We start from the raw sequence: 15,682 nt of genomic DNA, 5'->3' as shown, positions 1-15,682 counted from the left end.
TCTAGCATAAGTCCGCCCAAAATTTGGGCTAGATTCTTATTGGAGAGTTAAATTGAAAAAAATTGTTATTGCTGTACTAAGCCTTGCTATATCTCAGGCATTTGCTAATCCATCTTCATGGATTGAGCAAAACAAACTTGTTGGTGAGATAGGGGGTTGGAGGGTTTATTCAAAGGAGCAAGTCTTACGCGAGAGCCCTGCCAATCAAAATATATTTACTTTGAATCAGGCAATTGAGAGAGCATTAAATCAACAGCTTGATTGGACTAATTATCTTCGTGGCTCCGAGTCAACATCCGACTACTATCTCTTAACGCCTGCGCAACGCTCAGCATTACAAAAGCGTTCATCAATTATTTACGATACGACTAAGTCATATTATGAGCTGGTAGCACTTAAAGAAAAGCTGATACATATGGAAGATGTTCTTGATGCTGTAGAGGCAGCGTCTGAGCTCAGTGCTCGTATGTATAAGGTTGGGAATATTAATGAGCTGGCGCTTTTAAAGCAGAACAAGGCTTTATACAAAAAAAGGCTTGAATACAAAGCATTACAGGGCAAATATCTAGAAGCAAAGGAGCGTTTCATTCAGCGCATGAACTTTGATAGTCGCGATGTCAGAGTGGATGTTGATGCTCGCTTACCAGAACCGCCCAAAGAGCAAAGAAAGTTAAGCGCTAAAGAGTTAAAAGCCATTGGACTAGGGGACATCAATAATCCAGAGTCAGTAAAAACTCGCTCAACAGCGCGCCTCTCTTACGAAGGCTATTTAGAAAAATATCAGGGCGTTAAATCATATAAAGAAGAAATCTTACCAACTCAGAAGAAAATTTCTGAAGAGAACTTGCTGAGATATAACGGCATGCTCATTGATGTGTTTCATTTGCTAGAAGATGTAGAAACTCAAAGTAAAACTGTGATGGACTATATCGATGTCAATACAGCTTTTTTAATTCAGTCTGCTCGATTAGACAAAGATCTAATGGATGTCCAGATGGATTTCTCAAATATTAATGTGAGGTAATCAATGAACACACGTAGAAAATTTTTAACTGGGGCGGCAGTGACAATGGCTGCGGCTGGTGTAAGTCGTCATGCTTTAGCGGGTTTGCCTGAGCCAGTAATCCAAAATAGCCCAAATACACAGAAACCATTGATACCGAATAGTGGCCGAGACTACAACCCAGTTGTGACATTAAATGGATGGACCTTGCCATGGAGAATGAACAATGGCGTTAAAGAATTCCATCTTGTTGCAGAGCCTGTAGTGCGAGAAATGGCGCCAGGGTTTAAAGCACATTTATGGGGATATAACGGACAGTCGCCTGGCCCAACAATTGAGGTTGTTGAAGGCGATAAGGTAAGAATATTTGTTACTAATAAGCTACCAGAGCACACATCAATTCATTGGCACGGCCAGCGTTTACCAAATGGCATGGATGGTGTAGCTGGTTTAAATCAGCCAGCCATTCCATCAGGCAAAACTTTCGTTTATGAATTTACCGCTCGGCGTCCTGGGACGTTTATGTACCACCCGCATGCCGATGAGATGACTCAAATGGCGATGGGCATGATGGGTTTTTGGGTAACGCATCCAAAAGTCAAGAATCCCGACATTGATGAAGTTAATCGTGATTTTTGTTTTCTGTTAAGCGCTTACGATATCGATCCAGGAAGCTTCACCCCAAAACCAGCAACCATGCTCGACTTTAATATCTGGTCATGGAATAGCAGAGTCTTTCCTGGAATAGATACATTGAATGTTCGATTAAATGACAAGGTTCGGATTCGTGTTGGTAATTTGACAATGACAAACCATCCAATACATCTTCATGGCCATGAATTTCAAATTACGGGCACAGATGGTGGGCCGACTCCAAAAGCAAGTCGTTGGTATGAAGTTACGGCTGATGTTGCTGTAGGGCAGATGCGCCAAATTGAATTCTTAGCAGATGAAGAGGGAGATTGGGCATTTCATTGCCATAAAAGCCATCACACTATGAATGCGATGGGTCACGATATGGCAAATTTAATTGGGGTTGATCACCGCGGATTAGCTGGAAAGATAAAAAAAATTATTCCAGACTACATGGCTATGGGTGAGCGAGGTATGGCTGATATGACAGAAATGGAGATGCCATTACCTGTTAATACCATTCCAATGATGACAGGTGATGGTCCTTATGGCTCGCTTGAAATGGGTGGCATGTTTACTGTATTAAAGGTTCGGAAAGATCAAGCGCCTAACGACTATAGAAATTCTGGTTGGTTTAAACAGCCAGCAGGCACTAGGGCGTATGAGTGGAAGGGCGCCATGCCCGCAGCCAAGCGCAGTAATAATGCTGGCGAATCAGCGATGAATCGCGTTCAACCCAAACCCGAGGTAGAAGTACAGGTTAAAAAGCCAGGTACTAATAATCACAAACACTAGGAGTAAAAAATGAAAATAATTTATTTAATGATTGGTTTAGCAATAGCTCAGCTTAGCTTTGCTCATGGGGATCAGCATAAAAAAATGAATCAACAGGCATCCTTTCAACAAGAGGAGTGGGGTATTGGCGGCACAAAGAATGAAGTGAATCGAACCATTGCTATATCAATGGGTGATGATATGAAATTTAAGCCAGAAAAAATCAATATCAAGGCTGGTGAAACTATACGCTTTGAAATTAAAAATAACGGAAAGCTGTTACACGAAATGGTAATTGGCACAAAGCAAGTGCTTGATAAGCATGCCGAGATGATGGTAAAGCATCCCAATATGGAGCATGATGAACCCTACATGGCACATATCTCACCTGGTAAAAAAGGTGAAATTATTTGGAAATTTAATCGTGCTGGAAGTTTTGATTTTGCTTGCTTGATTGCCGGGCACTATCAGGCTGGAATGGTTGGAAAGATTGAGGTACAGCAATGAAAAAAATAATAACCTTAATGATGTGTTTAGTAAGTTTTGCTGTTGGAGCTACCGAGTGGACTAAGGGCGAAATTCGTCGTGTTGATGCTGAAAATAAGAAAGTCACCATCAAGCATGAGGAAATTAAAAGCCTTGATATGGCGCCGATGTCCATGGTTTTTAATGTTGAGACTACAGAAGTTTTAAAGGGAGTTAACCCTGGGGATCAAGTTGAATTTGTAGCGGAGCAAAAGGGCACTAAGCTATTTGCAAAGCAGTTTAGAAAAGTTCAGTAGGAGGTCAAATTGAATTTAATTAAAGATGAAATGATGAAAACTGTTAGATCAGTAAATCAACAAAGAAGGCTTATTTCTTTTGGCCTAGCTTTGTTGCCGACATTGAGTTTTGCTGTGACTGAAAAGCAAGTTATCACGATGTGGCGCGGCCCAAAATGCGGTTGCTGTAAAGATTGGGCGGCGTACTTAGAAAAAAATGGTTTTAATGTAAAGGCAATTGATATCGGCAATACTGAAATGCGCCAAAAGCTGGGGATGCCAGTTCAGTTTGGCTCATGCCATACCGCTCAAATCAATGGTTATGTTATCGAAGGACATGTACCTGCTAAAGAAATTAAGCGACTCTTGGCAGAAAAACCCAAGGCAATTGGGCTCGCTGTTCCTGCTATGCCGATTGGCTCACCAGGCATGGATGGCGCTGAATACAAAGGCAGAAAAGATCCATACGATGTTCTAATAATTGGGCTGAATGGCGAGCCTTCTGTCTATCAGTCCTATAAGTAGATTGATATCCAAAATTCTGGCTGACTTTGCTCTAGGATGCCAATCTATTGAGCGTTACATAAAGTAACGCTTACAAATCACTCAAAAAGTACTTTGGAGCAACGAGGTGTTACACGGTTGTTCCAAAAATCCTGTGGTTTCAAAAACCAAAGAGTGGCTCCGTACTTCCTTTCAATCCCCGAATTTGCTTACACATTTGCTTACACACCGACACTGACCACCCGCAGAGCCCCTGTTTATATGGGTCTACCTTGGGCTTCTGCTCTCATAATCCTTTGGTCCCAGGTTCAAGTCCTGGTGGGCCCACCAGAAAAGCAAACCCTCATCAGAAATGGTGGGGGTTTTGTCATTTGAGCGTTACTTTAAGTAACGCTGAGCATGCCAAATACTCTTCGTACTCATCTTGTAATAAATATTTAATAAACCACTACTAGTATTAATCTTTATCTATTCAAGAGACTTAGATGGCAACATACAGCATCTATCATGCGGGTATATCCTTAAATACCTTTCAAAAGTTCACTCTAGCGCAAGAAATTACCAAGATTCATGCAAATGTCACGGGTGCTGAGGCTTACTTTGCTCAAGTTATCTTTAAAGAGCTAGATCTTCATGACTGTTTTATCGGGGGCGTCTTACTCGATGAGCCCCATATTTTTCTGAGTGGCCAGATTAGAAATGGACGAAGTGAGCAGATCAAAAAGCAATTGCTAGTTGAGATCGAAATTGCGATTCAAAAAATCACCAAGCTTGCCGGTCATCAAATATGGGCATATCTTGACGAACTTGCACCATCCCTGATGATTGAATACGGACAAATTTTGCCATCTGTGGGCAGTGATAAGGCATGGTTTGCAACATTGCCAGCTTCTATACAAAACAAATTAACCCGCCTTAATTCCTAATCTTTTAAATCATGATTGATCATAAGCAAGAAGAAATAATTTGAATAGTCTATTAAGAAGATTCCATGCTATGCATTACCGTAGTACAGTTTTTAAAATCTCCTTCCTCTTGCTAGCGCTTATGTGCAATCAGCATTCTCGAGCAGATCAGAGCTCTTCCCCATACGATTTAAAAGTCAGCATTGATAGGGTAGGCGCTGGATTTTCCATTGAAGCAAGTTACATTGCCAGCGTCAGTCAGTGTGAGGCATATGTTTTTCTAACGGACTATGAGGTTGTTGGGATGACGCCCGGCTTGATTGAATCTAAAGTCAAAAAGAGAGAAGGCAATAAAGTCACCATAGAAAGATTGATTGAGGAAAGAGCGCTCCTTTTTCCCTTAAGGATGCATTCTATTCTTGAGTACACAGAACAGCTAAATCAAGGTTTGAACTTTGTTCAAACGAAGGGTGATAGCAAGGCCTATTCAGGCAGTTGGCGTCTTAAAACAGGTGATAAGGGAGTTCAGGTACGTTATCAAGCATTCTTAGAGCCCAACTCTTCCGTCCCAAAAGGGGTGATTGAATATTTTATGAAAAATAATATGCAAAAGAGCTTTGAGAATATTGCTCAAGCAATGGATAAGAATCGTGATGCTCTTAATTTAGCCTGCAGGTAATATTAACGGTATCGGTCAAGATCTTAGTTAAGCTTGCTAAAGAGAGGCTCACCCATACGAATAGCGTCCCCTAGTTTAAGGTTCTCAAGTAATCGGTAGTTACTTGGTGCAAAGACAATAATGGTTGAGCCATGTTGGAACCATCCCATTTCTTCGCCTCGGTTAAATTGAACATCGCATTCAATAGTATTAGGACCTTGGTATTTAAGATGTAAAAGAAGATTAAGACAGTGCAGGCGAATGCTAGCAACTAGAATTGCTGCAACTGGAACAATAGTCAATGTAGCCCCTGTATCTAACCCATTCTGATCGGTGAGCTCGCATTCAAGAACTGCCCTTTCATTTTTGCAAAATAGTCGCTCGACTCTTTTTAGTGCAATAGGATTGACATTCCAGGTATCCCCAGAAATATAGGTCACTCTTTTCATGCGCATTGAGCTTGGTGAATGGAAGCGGTGATACATGCTAGAAGTGAGTCTGAGAGTTACATAATCACAGCCATCGTATTGCATGGCCAAAGAGGGGATAGGTATTAAATCTTTGATGGTGTATGGAAACCCCTTGGCTTGAAAAACTTCCCCATCCTTTACTTGGCCAAATGCACCCACTAATGCATCACAGGGACTATTGAGGACGTCCGGGTCCTGATGGATTGGTCTCGCATCGGGCTTAAGCTCGCGCGTAAAACAGGCATGCATGCTTTTAAAGTGGGTGTCTTTTGCTTCTGTTAGATCCAAAGCAGAGAAGAATTGCCAAATTTTGATAGAGGCATAGGCGATCAAGGGATTTTCGATTTTACTAAACCACCCAATAAAGCGAGTCAGGGTATTTCGAGGAATGCGATTGGTTAAAAGAAAATTTAGATCTTCCTGGGATAAGAGATTTTGTATGGTTTTCTTGATTGACATATTTGTGTCAAATAAATGAAGTAAAAGTGTAATGAATATTAATGGGGGTATTAATGGAAAACCAACTTGCGCTAAGTATATTCGGTGCTGGCCTCGGTCTTTGGATTATTAAGAAGGTTTATACAAGACTGCAACTTTCTATGGCAAAACATCCTTCATTGGCTGGGCACTCTAGAATGGCCAAGCGGGTGGCTCGTTTAATCCCTCATTACTCATTTAATCAGGACGTCTTTTTTAAGGTTGATGGAGCTCCTGAAGAAATTGCGCTTTTGAGAGAGGCGGGCTTTATGCGCCTCTCAAAAGCTTACAAAGAGCGTTTTACAAAATCCGTTGAGTTGACTAATCAGGCTGCTGAAGTGATATCAGATCTTCAATTTACAGGAAGATATCGCGTCCCCTTTCAATTTAGCGATCTCGTTAGTAAGCATCTAAAGTCCGGTAGTTTCATGCAATCTTCCTCTGGCGTTTCAATGACAGATTTAGATGGAAATATATTTTATGATTTGACTGGTTCCTATGGCGTCAACGTTCTTGGGTACGATTTTTATAAGAACGCGATAGAGGAGGGGGCAAAGCGAGTGTCTGACCTAGGTCCTGTCTTAGGGTTTTATCATCCCATCGTTGCAGATAACGTCAAGCGCTTAAAAGAAGTTTCTGGACATGATGAGATCTCTTTTCATATGTCGGGTACAGAAGCAGTTATGCAGGCGGTTCGTTTAGCTAGATATCACACTAAAAAGAGTCATGTTGTCAGGTTCTGTGGAGCCTATCATGGCTGGTGGGAGGATGTTCAACCAGGCATAGGCAACCCACTTCCTCCGAGGGAAACCTATACGCTCAAAGAGGTTGATCAGGATACGCTGCGCGTTCTTCGTAATAAAAAGAATATTGCTTGTGTGTTAGTAAACCCACTTCAGGCCTTACATCCTAATAAGGGTGCTCCTGGCGATTCATCCCTTTTAGATAGTTCACGTAATGCATTTTTTGATCGTGAAGCCTATACAAAGTGGCTCAAGGAACTCAGGCAGGTATGCAGCGATAAAGGCATCATCTTAATTTTTGATGAGGTTTTTGTAGGCTTTCGTTTGGCGCTAGGTGGCGCGCAAGAGTACTTTGGGGTTAAGGCTGATATGGTGACCTATGGAAAGACTCTGGGCGGTGGTTTGCCAATCGGCGTCGTTTGTGGCAAAAAAGAACTGATGATGCGATTTAAAGCAAACAAGCCTGCTGATATCTGTTTTGCAAGAGGTACCTTCAATTCTCATCCTTATGTGATGGGTGCTATGCAAGTTTTCTTAGAGAGTCTAGATACTGATCCGGTTAAAAAGATTTACTCTGACTTGGATGTCGTTTGGGACCGTCGCGTAAACGATCTGAACGAAAGTCTTCTAACACTTAATTTGCCTGTCAAGGTAGTGAATATGTCTAGTATTTGGACTATTTGCTATACAGAGCCATCTCGTTACAACTGGATGTTCCAGTACTACCTAAAGGAGCAGGGTTTGGCACTCAGTTGGATTGGGACTGGAAGATTTATCTTTAGCTTGAATTACAGTGATGCGGATATGGCTATCGTGCAAGAAAAATTCATTCGCGCCGCTCAAGCCATGAAGCAGGATGGTTGGTGGTGGAATGAAGGTGGCTTGACAAACAAAATCATCAAGCGACAAATTCTTAGAGAAATGATTTTTGGTAGAAAGTCCTAAATCATTTCTTTAGCGGAGACTTTACTGAGGAAGCGGTTCTTCCTCATAGCTGCCATGATCCATTGGGTCGATTAATTGACCCTTCAGTAAATATAGTGGGGAAGTGGCATAAATCTTTGCATCATGAAACGGATCGGTCATAATTTTTGTCATCCAGGCAAAGGCAGCTTCCACATTATGAATAAAGAACAAGTGGAATGTGCGGAACAAAACTCCGCCAACGCCAAGCCAAAGCCATAGTAATCCTGTCTGCCTTATGAATCCGTCAGTATTTGTGAAGGTATTAAGGGCAACAAATTTTTGCAACCATATTGGGTTAGCCCAGACTAGCAGAGGGATTGCAGCCCATATCGACAGAAGAACGACCTTTCTGTTGAGGTTGTAGCCCACTTTAATTTGTTCTTTATATTCATGCGTGGCTTTATTTACTTCGTCGTAACCTTTTGGCTCGAAGAAGAAGTGACCGCTTTGTCGTGTTGTCATGGCAACAAGCCATGCAAGCAATGATGCTGCAATGGGATCTATAAAAAGTAAAACATAAGCAGTCAAAAAGCTGATTGCACTAACTAAGTGTAATGACTGGTTGATTCGGCTATGGTGATAGTAGCGATGATCATCCCATCGTTGCTTTTTTAAAGTTTCTAGAAAATGAATCAATTTAGTTTCCAATACTTAGAGTGAACATCATGACAAAATAGTGACGCCTAAGTAATATTTACAGTTTAAATATGACAGTAACAAGACAGTCAAGACTAAGACTGTCATAAAACTGTTATGAAATTAACGAATACTCGGTCGATGACTTGTGTAGATAACCATTTAGAAAATAATGCTCTTTTAGCCGAGCCCTTAAATATCTCCATCGTCACAGAAACCTACCCTCCAGAGGTGAATGGAGTTGCAAGCACGCTAGCCCGATTCATCCGAGGTTTACGAGATCTAGGCCACCACATCACGCTCATAAGACCGCGTCAAGGAAGGGGTGATAACCCCGCAACCCAGGCTCATTTTCAGGAAATATTGACCCAAGGAATTCCTATCCCTGGTTATAGCTCTTTAAAAATTGGTCTGCCAAGGCGAGGGATGTTCCTCCAGCAATGGTCAGTAAATCGCCCTGATCTAGTTCATATCGTGACAGAGGGTCCTCTTGGCTGGTCAGCGCTAGAGGCTGCTAAGAAACTAGGCATTCCTATCTGCTCAGATTTCCGAACTAACTTTGATGCTTATTCATCTCATTACGGTTTGAGTTGGCTAAAAAGCCCTATACAAAAATACATGAAGTATTTTCACAACCGAACAAACTTCACTATGGTTCCGACCCAAGGGCTTAAAAATCAGCTTCACAATGCTGGTTTTGAGAGGCTGAGAGTGCTAGCCAGAGGGATTGATACTGGCTTATTTAATCCTTCCAAGCGATCGAAAGCATTAAGAGAAAGCTGGGGCGTTAAGGGTGATGAAGAGGTAGTTGTCTACGTTGGTAGACTGGCGTCAGAGAAAAATTTGCTGGTGACTGTAAGCGCTTTTAAGGCGATGCTGGCCGTCAAGCCAAATCTGAAGATAGTATGGGTTGGCGATGGGCCACAAAAAAGTTTTTTAGAGCTTACATGCCCTAACAGTATTTTTGCAGGTATTCAGTCTGGAGAAAGTCTCGCCCAGTACTATGCCAGTGGCGATATTTTTCTTTTCTCAAGCTTAAGTGAAACATTCGGGAATGTTACTTTAGAGGCAATGGCTAGTGGCTTAGCGGTATTGGCGTATGACTACGCAGCTGCTGGTCAAATTATTCAGAGTGGGGTAAACGGAATGTTGGCTGACTGCAACCAACCGAATAGCTTCGTTAATCAAAGCTTGGAATTGTTAAAGAAAGGCCCCGAGTTAGATGCTCTAAGAAAAAATGCTCGACAAACTACCTTGAATATTTCCTGGGAATCTGTCACCGCTAAATTAATCCAAAATTACATCGAGCTCTTGCACAGTCATCCTCTACAAGAAAAAAAGATGAATACCCTTGCTTTAAGCGAGGCCTGAATTAAATAATGAATCGTGTTTTCTACGTCGTTGCTTCTTCACAATTCCTATCTTCCCTAGCAGATAACGCTTTACTAATTGCATCTATTGCTTTGTTGGTTCAAATGAGTGAGCCTAGTTGGTTTTCTCCGGCACTGAAAATTTTCTTTGTTATTCCCTATGTGATTTTTGCGCCTTTCGTTGGCGCATTCGCAGACTCAAGACCTAAGGGTCAGGTCATGCTGGTTTCTAACATCCTTAAAACAGGTGGTTGCATATTGATTGTATTTGGCTTGCATCCATTATTGGGTTATGGAATCGTTGGAATTGGTGCGGCTCTTTACGCTCCCGCTAAATATGGAATTTTAGTTGAGCTACTTCCTTCGGATAAATTGGTGGCTGCCAACGGCTGGATGGAGGGTTTAATTATTGCCGCCATTATTTTTGGTACTTTACTGGGTGGATTTCTCATTAGCGACACTCTGAATCAATCGCTAGTCAAATTCGCTCCTGAACTTTTGCAAACAGGTTCATATGGCCTTATCGAGATTGCCATCTGTTTTATTGCCTTTTTATATTTACTCGCAGCGCTTTTAAACTTACCGATATTTAATGTCGGCCTGACATTTAACAAGCTAAAGTTAGATTACCAATTCCTTTTAAAGGAGTTTGCAGTCTGTTTGACTATATTATCTAGAGACCATCTTGGAAAACTGTCTTTGATGGTAACTACTCTATTTTGGGGTGCAGGGGCGACACTGCAATTTATTATGCTCAAGTGGGCTCAATATGCTTTACACATGAATCTCGCTGAGAGTGCTGCACTTCAAGCTGTTTCAGCAATTGGTGTGGCCGCTGGTGCAGTTTATGCTGCGTATACTGTGTCACTTAAAAGTTCTACCAAGGTTTTGCCCTATGGTGCCATGATGGGATTCGTAGTCTGTGGAATGGCAATCTATCATGATGGGCTTCTGCCTCCAACCGTGATTTTTAATCTATCTTCGATAGCATTGACTCTGAACCATCTGCCCGCCTATATCTTACTCATGCTTTTAGGCTATTTATCTGGCTACTTTGTAGTTCCCATGAATGCCTTATTGCAATCTAGAGGCTATGCATTAATGTCTACCGGCCAGTCAATTGCCGCTCAAGGGTTTTGTGAAAATATTGCTGTTTTGTTGATGTTGTTGATTTACTCGGCACTCTTATGGTTTGATGTAAGCCTTCCACTGATCATTTTAGGCTTTGGTGGATCGGTTACTGTATTAACACTATTGATCATGTATCAATATTTTCGCTTAGGTAAACGAGCTGTAGATCCAATAGAAAATCAAATAGCCTAGACAATTTCACTATTGGACAAGTAAGCTGCTCACATCACAACGGCAATATATAAAGTTTGAATCGGTAGCGATAATTTTTTAGTCGCGTAATATTTGATTCAAGAATGCAAAAAGTATTATCTATAGTGTTCAATTTAAGTTATTCAATGAGTAACTAAAAAAAGTATTGACGAATTGCTTTTATTTTTATCAAAAAAATCGTCAAATTGCCATCAAGCGGTCATAAATTAAAATAAGAATAAGAGCTTATTCCAAATTTGAGGGTGTTATGGGTATTTTTTTAGCAAGAATTTTATGTTTGCAACTTTTGCTAATACCCCTTGCCTGCTTTGCTGCCAGTGATGGAGTGCCTTTTGATTTAAAGGTATTTGTAGGAAGATCCGGCTCTGGTTTTCAAGTGCAAGCTACTTACGTGGCACCGGTTAATGAGTGTCAAGCTTATGCTTTTTTAACCGATTACGAAGGTGCTAAAAATATCCCCGGTATTAGGGATTCTAAAGTACTCTCCAGGGCAGGTAATAAAGTTCAGGTTGAAAGGATTGCAGAAGAGAGAGTGTTGTTTTATCCCATTCTCCTGCGCTCAATCTTGGAGTTTTCGGAGGTTTCGGATAAACGTCAGGAATTCATCCAGATAGAAGGTGATGCAAAATCCTATAAAGGTAGCTGGACTATTGAGCCCGATAAAAATGGTACCCGTTTTACACATCACGCAACATTTGAGCTGGAAACATCTATCCCATTCTTTTTAATTAGATTCTTTATGGAAAATAGTGCTACCAAGCGCTTTGAAATGATGGCCGATCGTGTGATGCTGCAAAAAAATACTTTGGGTGGGAGTTGTGCGAAATTGGCTTCATTATGATTTTCTATAAGGAGTAGTCAGGATTACATTTAAGCAGTAGAGTGGTTTGAATTGCTAATGAGGGTCACGATGCATACAAGATCTTTGTACCTCTTACGACATGCTAAAGCTGAAAGTGCAACTCTTCAGTCTTCAGATGAGGATCGCGCCTTATCTAACAGAGGTATTGATGATGCTAAAAAATTGGCCACAAAACTCATTAAAAAAGAAATTAGATTTGATCTTATTCTCACAAGTCCTGCAATTCGAGCCATCACAACTGCTCAAATCATATCGAATCAACTTGATCATAAGCAAAGATTTTTAGAAGTTGATAAAAAGTTATATCAGGCAGATTCCACTGCGTTGTTGGCGATAGTAAGAAAATTGCATAAGAAAATCAAAAGTGTCATGCTTGTAGGCCATAACCCCGCATTAGAGGATTTCGTTTTATTAATTGCCGGTGAATCAATTTTTATGTCGACCTGCGCATTAATAGAGCTTTCCTTCGAATTTAAAGATTGGAAGCATTTAGATAAAGCATCATTAGTCAAAATGAGGCTGCTAAATTAAGTCCCGTCAATTTTTAGGCCGAATTTAATCTTTGTAGCCAGATTAATGCTAACCAATTTCGCATAGCAACACTCATCTGCTCTTTAAAAAAAGTTGCCGGTGTTGGTGGCTGAAGTATCAAATTGGCCTCTGAATCACCCATCATATTGCGTGGCAATAAGCCATGCTTTTCACAGAGACGTTTGATCGGGCGATTCCAGCTAATGCAGTGCATGAAAAGGTGGCGGTAATGGCGATTGCGAGCCCACGTGATAGCTTCATCCATCATGGTGTTAGCAATACCTTGCTTGCGATATTGAGGGCTCACAATGACACCAAACTCTACTTCAGACTCACGCGAGGCAATATGAATGGTGCCTGCCCATTTGCCATCAATCTTAGCCACTAAAAAATGATTTTTTTTAGGATCACTCGCAAACTGTTTAACTAGGCTATCAATGGATTTCTTACTCATTGAATGACCAAAGTAGTCATGAAGAGTTTGTGGATCTTGGGCTTTTAACCAAGATCCATATTTTGAATACTGATTTCGCAATAGAAACTCAGTAATCAACATGGCATTACTCAATATGACTATGCTTGTTGTAATACTTTGCCTGCGCAGATCTAGCATCTAACCATGCAGCCCAAAGATCTAGAATTACTCGCTCAATATTTCTCATAATTTAAAGTCCTCTTGAAGTGGTGAAGTGATACAGGTAATCACGAGTGAGTTCTTCTAATTGCTGGTGGCTATTAGGGTTGCGGCTATTGATGAAATGCTCTAAATCGTTGCTTTTGGATTGGTCACCAAAAACTTGATTGAAGAGGCTCAATAATTGTGTCATTTAAGGCTCCTTATCTAAAATGTATTAGGGTTAATACTTAGTTAGATTATCACCTTTGCAAGTATGTTGCATGACAGCAAGGTACTTTTGACACTAAAAACCCCATTATTTCTATAAAAAATGCAATGTTTCTAACTAAGCCCCTACAAGGAAGAAAAAATGGAGCAATTTGATTTTGACAGTCTTTTTGTCAATATAAAGTTACGGGATAAAATTTAAGCCCCACCTTATATAGATAAGAAAGGACATTCCTATGAGTAGATTGCTAGAGACTGTTGAGAAATTAAAGCAGACTGGAACTATTGGGCTGGAAGACTTTAGAAATCTCAAGATGAAAGAACTTGAAGTCCTCACTGAGGAAATTAAAGAGTGGTGTCTTTATGGCAACGGTAAGCCTAAAAATTGGGCAAGAAACATAAAGAGCATTAAGGCCTAATCTTCCGAATCCTCGCTGCTGTCATCTACCCGGTATTCCAGCTGTATTTTCTTTAATACCGGATGTAAAAGTGGGTTTGCATCCTTTGGCGATGGATCGGTTAAATGGTAGTAGCCATAAAAGGGTATGGGTTCTTTTTCAGCAAGCTCACGATCTTCAGTAGTAAAGGTAGTCATTAGCGCTCTCCCTAAATTAATTAGAAGTGGTTACCTATGGGCTGTTAGAGCAAGCTGAGGAGACCGGAAAGGAGCAGAATTGCTCTTCATCTCCCATAAGTAGATTGCATTCTCAATCAATAAATGTGACAAATCTATCGTTAACTGAAATATTGAGGGCTAAATTTTAAGAGGTGAAATTGTCATATTTGGGCTTGATAAAGCGGCTTCAAATGTGACAAAAACTTTAAAGCATTCACAGAGATGTCATGAGAAAAGTGGAGCATCACAATCAAGTTCAATAAAAATTGAAGGAGATAAAAAATGCTAAATCAAAGTCTAAGTGACAAAATTATCAATCTCAGGAGAATGTCTGCTGAGTATTATCAAAAGGCGGCATGGAATCAGTTATTAGCATTAGATAACTACAGAGAAAATAATTTCATAGCTGCAGAGCGTTTCGCGCAACTGTCATTTGAAGACCAGATGAATGCGACGGAATGTGCAGAGCTAGCTGACGCAGAATTTTGTCTGCATCTCGAGCTTGAGTTTGAGTAATAAGACTAAAATTAATGCTAGCACCTGTGGTTTGAGGCTGTATTTGCACTAATTACCATCGCCTGTGTTGGGCCTCATTTGTTCAAGTATTGGTGGTGAGAAATATTTGAATAAGAGTGCACCGGCCTATTGGACGGAAATGTTCGTTAATCGAGGTTTGATTCGAAATCATCATCATAAAATTGATATTCCAAATGAAGTTGTTTTCGGATTCGGTGTTGCCATGTAAGTCGCTCTTTTAAAAGATCGTGCTTAATTGAATCTGTGTACTCATCAAATGAATCATCATACTCACTAAAATAATAATGAATTGTCATCGCTTGCTCCAGGATCTATTAAGGTTTTTGACCTATAGACTGAAGAGGATAGGCATTGCATTTTTTGATGAAATTACTTTTACTCTCAGTCACCTTGCAAGCGGAAGTGTGATCATCTAAAAATTACATGTCTATCGCGATGATAAAAATATCCCGTTTAAGCGCTTAGATGATGGTTAAAAACGACAGTTGGGTGGTGTGGAACTCCTGAATTAACAAAGATAGTATTTTTATGGCTGTTAACGCTTATCCATTTCATTAATTTCTAACAAGACTCACTTGTAATACGGAGCAATGGCCGTTTGAATCTTTAATTACTTTATGACAATTGATTGACTATTACGTTACTGATTGACATATAGCTATGCTAAATTGCTTTACGAAATTAGGAAATATTGAAGCCAAAGAAATAAAAGCCATATGAATAAAGTAGAGCTAATAGAGTTGATTGCAGTCGGGGCAGATATCCCAGATACTGTTGCTAAGCTTGCATTGGAGTCAATCGTATATCGAATTGTGGAGGCAGTTAGCGCAAATGATGTAGTCCAGATTGGAGGTCTGGGTTCGTTTCTCCAAGTTAATCGAAGTGCTCGAGTGGGGCGCAACCCTTCCACTGGGCTCTCAGTGCAAATCCCAGCCATGAAGTCAGTAGGCTTTAGAGCTAGCTCAGCTTTCAAAAGACAGGTTAATCATTCTTAATCTGATAGATGCAAAGTGAGGCTTTAATGGGTGCTTTATCGATTGGAGGAATG

20 protein-coding genes are annotated in these 15,682 nt (G+C 40.6%); 15 read left to right on the top strand and 5 right to left on the bottom strand.

Annotated elements, in window-relative coordinates:
* The first annotated feature begins 52 nt into the window (after positions 1–52).
* The 7 genes from ICN26_RS10875 (at position 53) to ICN26_RS10845 (ending at position 5,259) form a co-directional block, all read left to right on the top strand.
* A complete protein-coding gene (locus ICN26_RS10875; protein WP_216268394.1) occupies positions 53–1,024 on the top strand; it encodes a TolC family protein in 972 nt (323 codons plus the stop codon).
* A gap of 3 nt (positions 1,025–1,027) precedes the next feature.
* Positions 1,028–2,431 carry a multicopper oxidase family protein gene (locus tag ICN26_RS10870; protein WP_216268393.1) on the top strand — a complete coding sequence of 468 codons (1,404 nt, stop codon included), beginning with the start codon at positions 1,028–1,030 and terminating at the stop codon, positions 2,429–2,431.
* 9 nt (positions 2,432–2,440) lie between these two features.
* Positions 2,441–2,917 (top strand): cupredoxin domain-containing protein, encoded by a 477-nt coding sequence (locus tag ICN26_RS10865; protein ID WP_216268392.1) that lies wholly within the window; start codon positions 2,441–2,443, stop codon positions 2,915–2,917.
* Positions 2,914–3,192, top strand: coding sequence for a copper-binding protein (locus ICN26_RS10860; RefSeq protein ID WP_216199542.1), 279 nt, complete (start codon positions 2,914–2,916; stop codon positions 3,190–3,192). The genes ICN26_RS10865 and ICN26_RS10860 overlap by 4 nt, the downstream gene beginning before the upstream one ends.
* 33 nt (positions 3,193–3,225) lie before the next feature.
* Positions 3,226–3,696: a DUF411 domain-containing protein gene (locus ICN26_RS10855; protein WP_439650736.1), complete on the top strand. Its 471-nt coding sequence runs from the start codon at positions 3,226–3,228 to the stop codon at positions 3,694–3,696.
* Positions 3,697–4,160: 464 nt separating this feature from the next.
* Positions 4,161–4,601 (top strand): tautomerase family protein, encoded by a 441-nt coding sequence (locus ICN26_RS10850; RefSeq protein ID WP_216268391.1) that lies wholly within the window; start codon positions 4,161–4,163, stop codon positions 4,599–4,601.
* A gap of 121 nt (positions 4,602–4,722) precedes the next feature.
* The gene (locus ICN26_RS10845; protein ID WP_216268390.1) at positions 4,723–5,259 is read left to right on the top strand and encodes an SRPBCC family protein; all 537 of its coding nucleotides are present in this window, start codon (positions 4,723–4,725) and stop codon (positions 5,257–5,259) included.
* A 23-nt stretch (positions 5,260–5,282) separates the two neighbouring features.
* On the opposite strand, the gene asd is transcribed toward ICN26_RS10845, so the two are convergent.
* Positions 5,283–6,167, bottom strand: a complete 885-nt coding sequence (asd, locus tag ICN26_RS10840; protein WP_216268389.1) for an archaetidylserine decarboxylase — start codon at positions 6,165–6,167, stop codon at positions 5,283–5,285.
* A gap of 53 nt (positions 6,168–6,220) precedes the next feature.
* On the opposite strand from asd, the gene ICN26_RS10835 reads away from it, so the two are divergent.
* Entirely contained in the window at positions 6,221–7,873 is a 1,653-nt protein-coding gene (locus ICN26_RS10835; RefSeq protein WP_255534479.1) for an aminotransferase class III-fold pyridoxal phosphate-dependent enzyme, read from the top strand.
* A gap of 21 nt (positions 7,874–7,894) precedes the next feature.
* Here the strand turns inward: ICN26_RS10835 and ICN26_RS10830 are convergent, their stop codons facing one another.
* Positions 7,895–8,530 (bottom strand): hypothetical protein, encoded by a 636-nt coding sequence (locus tag ICN26_RS10830; protein WP_046331151.1) that lies wholly within the window; start codon positions 8,528–8,530, stop codon positions 7,895–7,897.
* A 117-nt stretch (positions 8,531–8,647) separates the two neighbouring features.
* Here ICN26_RS10830 and ICN26_RS10825 point away from each other — a divergent pair, with 117 nt between their 5' ends.
* The 4 genes from ICN26_RS10825 to sixA all read left to right on the top strand — a co-directional run bounded on the left by ICN26_RS10825 (position 8,648) and on the right by sixA (position 12,637).
* On the top strand, positions 8,648–9,901 hold the full coding sequence (locus ICN26_RS10825; protein WP_216268388.1) for a glycosyltransferase family 4 protein: 1,254 nt from the start codon (positions 8,648–8,650) through the stop codon (positions 9,899–9,901).
* An 8-nt stretch (positions 9,902–9,909) separates the two neighbouring features.
* Positions 9,910–11,223, top strand: a complete 1,314-nt coding sequence (lplT, locus tag ICN26_RS10820) for a lysophospholipid transporter LplT (RefSeq protein WP_216268387.1) — start codon at positions 9,910–9,912, stop codon at positions 11,221–11,223.
* A gap of 268 nt (positions 11,224–11,491) precedes the next feature.
* On the top strand, positions 11,492–12,085 hold the full coding sequence (locus tag ICN26_RS10815) for an SRPBCC family protein (protein ID WP_215354598.1): 594 nt from the start codon (positions 11,492–11,494) through the stop codon (positions 12,083–12,085).
* A gap of 69 nt (positions 12,086–12,154) precedes the next feature.
* Positions 12,155–12,637, top strand: a complete 483-nt coding sequence (gene sixA, locus ICN26_RS10810) for a phosphohistidine phosphatase SixA (RefSeq protein WP_216268386.1) — start codon at positions 12,155–12,157, stop codon at positions 12,635–12,637.
* Between the two features lie 13 nt (positions 12,638–12,650).
* On the opposite strand, the gene ICN26_RS10805 is transcribed toward sixA, so the two are convergent.
* Positions 12,651–13,193, bottom strand: coding sequence for a GNAT family N-acetyltransferase (locus tag ICN26_RS10805; protein WP_216268385.1), 543 nt, complete (start codon positions 13,191–13,193; stop codon positions 12,651–12,653).
* A gap of 109 nt (positions 13,194–13,302) precedes the next feature.
* Entirely contained in the window at positions 13,303–13,464 is a 162-nt protein-coding gene (locus ICN26_RS10800) for a hypothetical protein (protein ID WP_216268384.1), read from the bottom strand.
* Between the two features lie 253 nt (positions 13,465–13,717).
* Here ICN26_RS10800 and ICN26_RS10795 point away from each other — a divergent pair, with 253 nt between their 5' ends.
* A complete protein-coding gene (locus ICN26_RS10795; protein WP_216268383.1) occupies positions 13,718–13,900 on the top strand; it encodes a hypothetical protein in 183 nt (60 codons plus the stop codon).
* Here the strand turns inward: ICN26_RS10795 and ICN26_RS10790 are convergent.
* Positions 13,897–14,076: a hypothetical protein gene (locus ICN26_RS10790; protein ID WP_216268382.1), complete on the bottom strand. Its 180-nt coding sequence runs from the start codon at positions 14,074–14,076 to the stop codon at positions 13,897–13,899. The genes ICN26_RS10795 and ICN26_RS10790 overlap by 4 nt on opposite strands.
* A gap of 303 nt (positions 14,077–14,379) precedes the next feature.
* On the opposite strand from ICN26_RS10790, the gene ICN26_RS10785 reads away from it, so the two are divergent.
* Both ICN26_RS10785 and ICN26_RS10780 read left to right on the top strand, forming a co-directional pair.
* Entirely contained in the window at positions 14,380–14,613 is a 234-nt protein-coding gene (locus ICN26_RS10785) for a hypothetical protein (RefSeq protein WP_216268381.1), read from the top strand.
* 737 nt (positions 14,614–15,350) lie between these two features.
* Positions 15,351–15,629 carry an HU family DNA-binding protein gene (locus ICN26_RS10780; RefSeq protein WP_216268380.1) on the top strand — a complete coding sequence of 93 codons (279 nt, stop codon included), beginning with the start codon at positions 15,351–15,353 and terminating at the stop codon, positions 15,627–15,629.
* Positions 15,630–15,682 lie beyond the last annotated feature (53 nt).

It is taken from the genome of Polynucleobacter hallstattensis, from assembly GCF_018881835.1.
GTDB lineage: Bacteria > Pseudomonadota > Gammaproteobacteria > Burkholderiales > Burkholderiaceae > Polynucleobacter > Polynucleobacter hallstattensis.
This window is presented reverse-complemented; position numbering and strand designations above follow the sequence as displayed.

Coding starts and splice junctions, on each gene's coding strand:
- sixA (WP_216268386.1), top strand. CDS start 12,155: ATGCATACAAGATCTTTGTACCTCTTACGACATGCTAAAGCTGAAAGT.
- ICN26_RS10800 (WP_216268384.1), bottom strand. CDS start 13,464: ATGACACAATTATTGAGCCTCTTCAATCAAGTTTTTGGTGACCAATCC.
- ICN26_RS10780 (WP_216268380.1), top strand. CDS start 15,351: ATGAATAAAGTAGAGCTAATAGAGTTGATTGCAGTCGGGGCAGATATC.
- ICN26_RS10835 (WP_255534479.1), top strand. CDS start 6,221: ATGGAAAACCAACTTGCGCTAAGTATATTCGGTGCTGGCCTCGGTCTT.
- ICN26_RS10795 (WP_216268383.1), top strand. CDS start 13,718: ATGAGTAGATTGCTAGAGACTGTTGAGAAATTAAAGCAGACTGGAACT.
- ICN26_RS10785 (WP_216268381.1), top strand. CDS start 14,380: ATGCTAAATCAAAGTCTAAGTGACAAAATTATCAATCTCAGGAGAATG.
- ICN26_RS10865 (WP_216268392.1), top strand. CDS start 2,441: ATGAAAATAATTTATTTAATGATTGGTTTAGCAATAGCTCAGCTTAGC.
- asd (WP_216268389.1), bottom strand. CDS start 6,167: ATGTCAATCAAGAAAACCATACAAAATCTCTTATCCCAGGAAGATCTA.
- ICN26_RS10850 (WP_216268391.1), top strand. CDS start 4,161: ATGGCAACATACAGCATCTATCATGCGGGTATATCCTTAAATACCTTT.
- ICN26_RS10805 (WP_216268385.1), bottom strand. CDS start 13,193: ATGTTGATTACTGAGTTTCTATTGCGAAATCAGTATTCAAAATATGGA.
- ICN26_RS10825 (WP_216268388.1), top strand. CDS start 8,648: ATGAAATTAACGAATACTCGGTCGATGACTTGTGTAGATAACCATTTA.
- ICN26_RS10790 (WP_216268382.1), bottom strand. CDS start 14,076: ATGACTACCTTTACTACTGAAGATCGTGAGCTTGCTGAAAAAGAACCC.
- ICN26_RS10870 (WP_216268393.1), top strand. CDS start 1,028: ATGAACACACGTAGAAAATTTTTAACTGGGGCGGCAGTGACAATGGCT.
- ICN26_RS10860 (WP_216199542.1), top strand. CDS start 2,914: ATGAAAAAAATAATAACCTTAATGATGTGTTTAGTAAGTTTTGCTGTT.
- ICN26_RS10815 (WP_215354598.1), top strand. CDS start 11,492: ATGGGTATTTTTTTAGCAAGAATTTTATGTTTGCAACTTTTGCTAATA.
- lplT (WP_216268387.1), top strand. CDS start 9,910: ATGAATCGTGTTTTCTACGTCGTTGCTTCTTCACAATTCCTATCTTCC.
- ICN26_RS10845 (WP_216268390.1), top strand. CDS start 4,723: ATGTGCAATCAGCATTCTCGAGCAGATCAGAGCTCTTCCCCATACGAT.
- ICN26_RS10855 (WP_439650736.1), top strand. CDS start 3,226: ATGAAAACTGTTAGATCAGTAAATCAACAAAGAAGGCTTATTTCTTTT.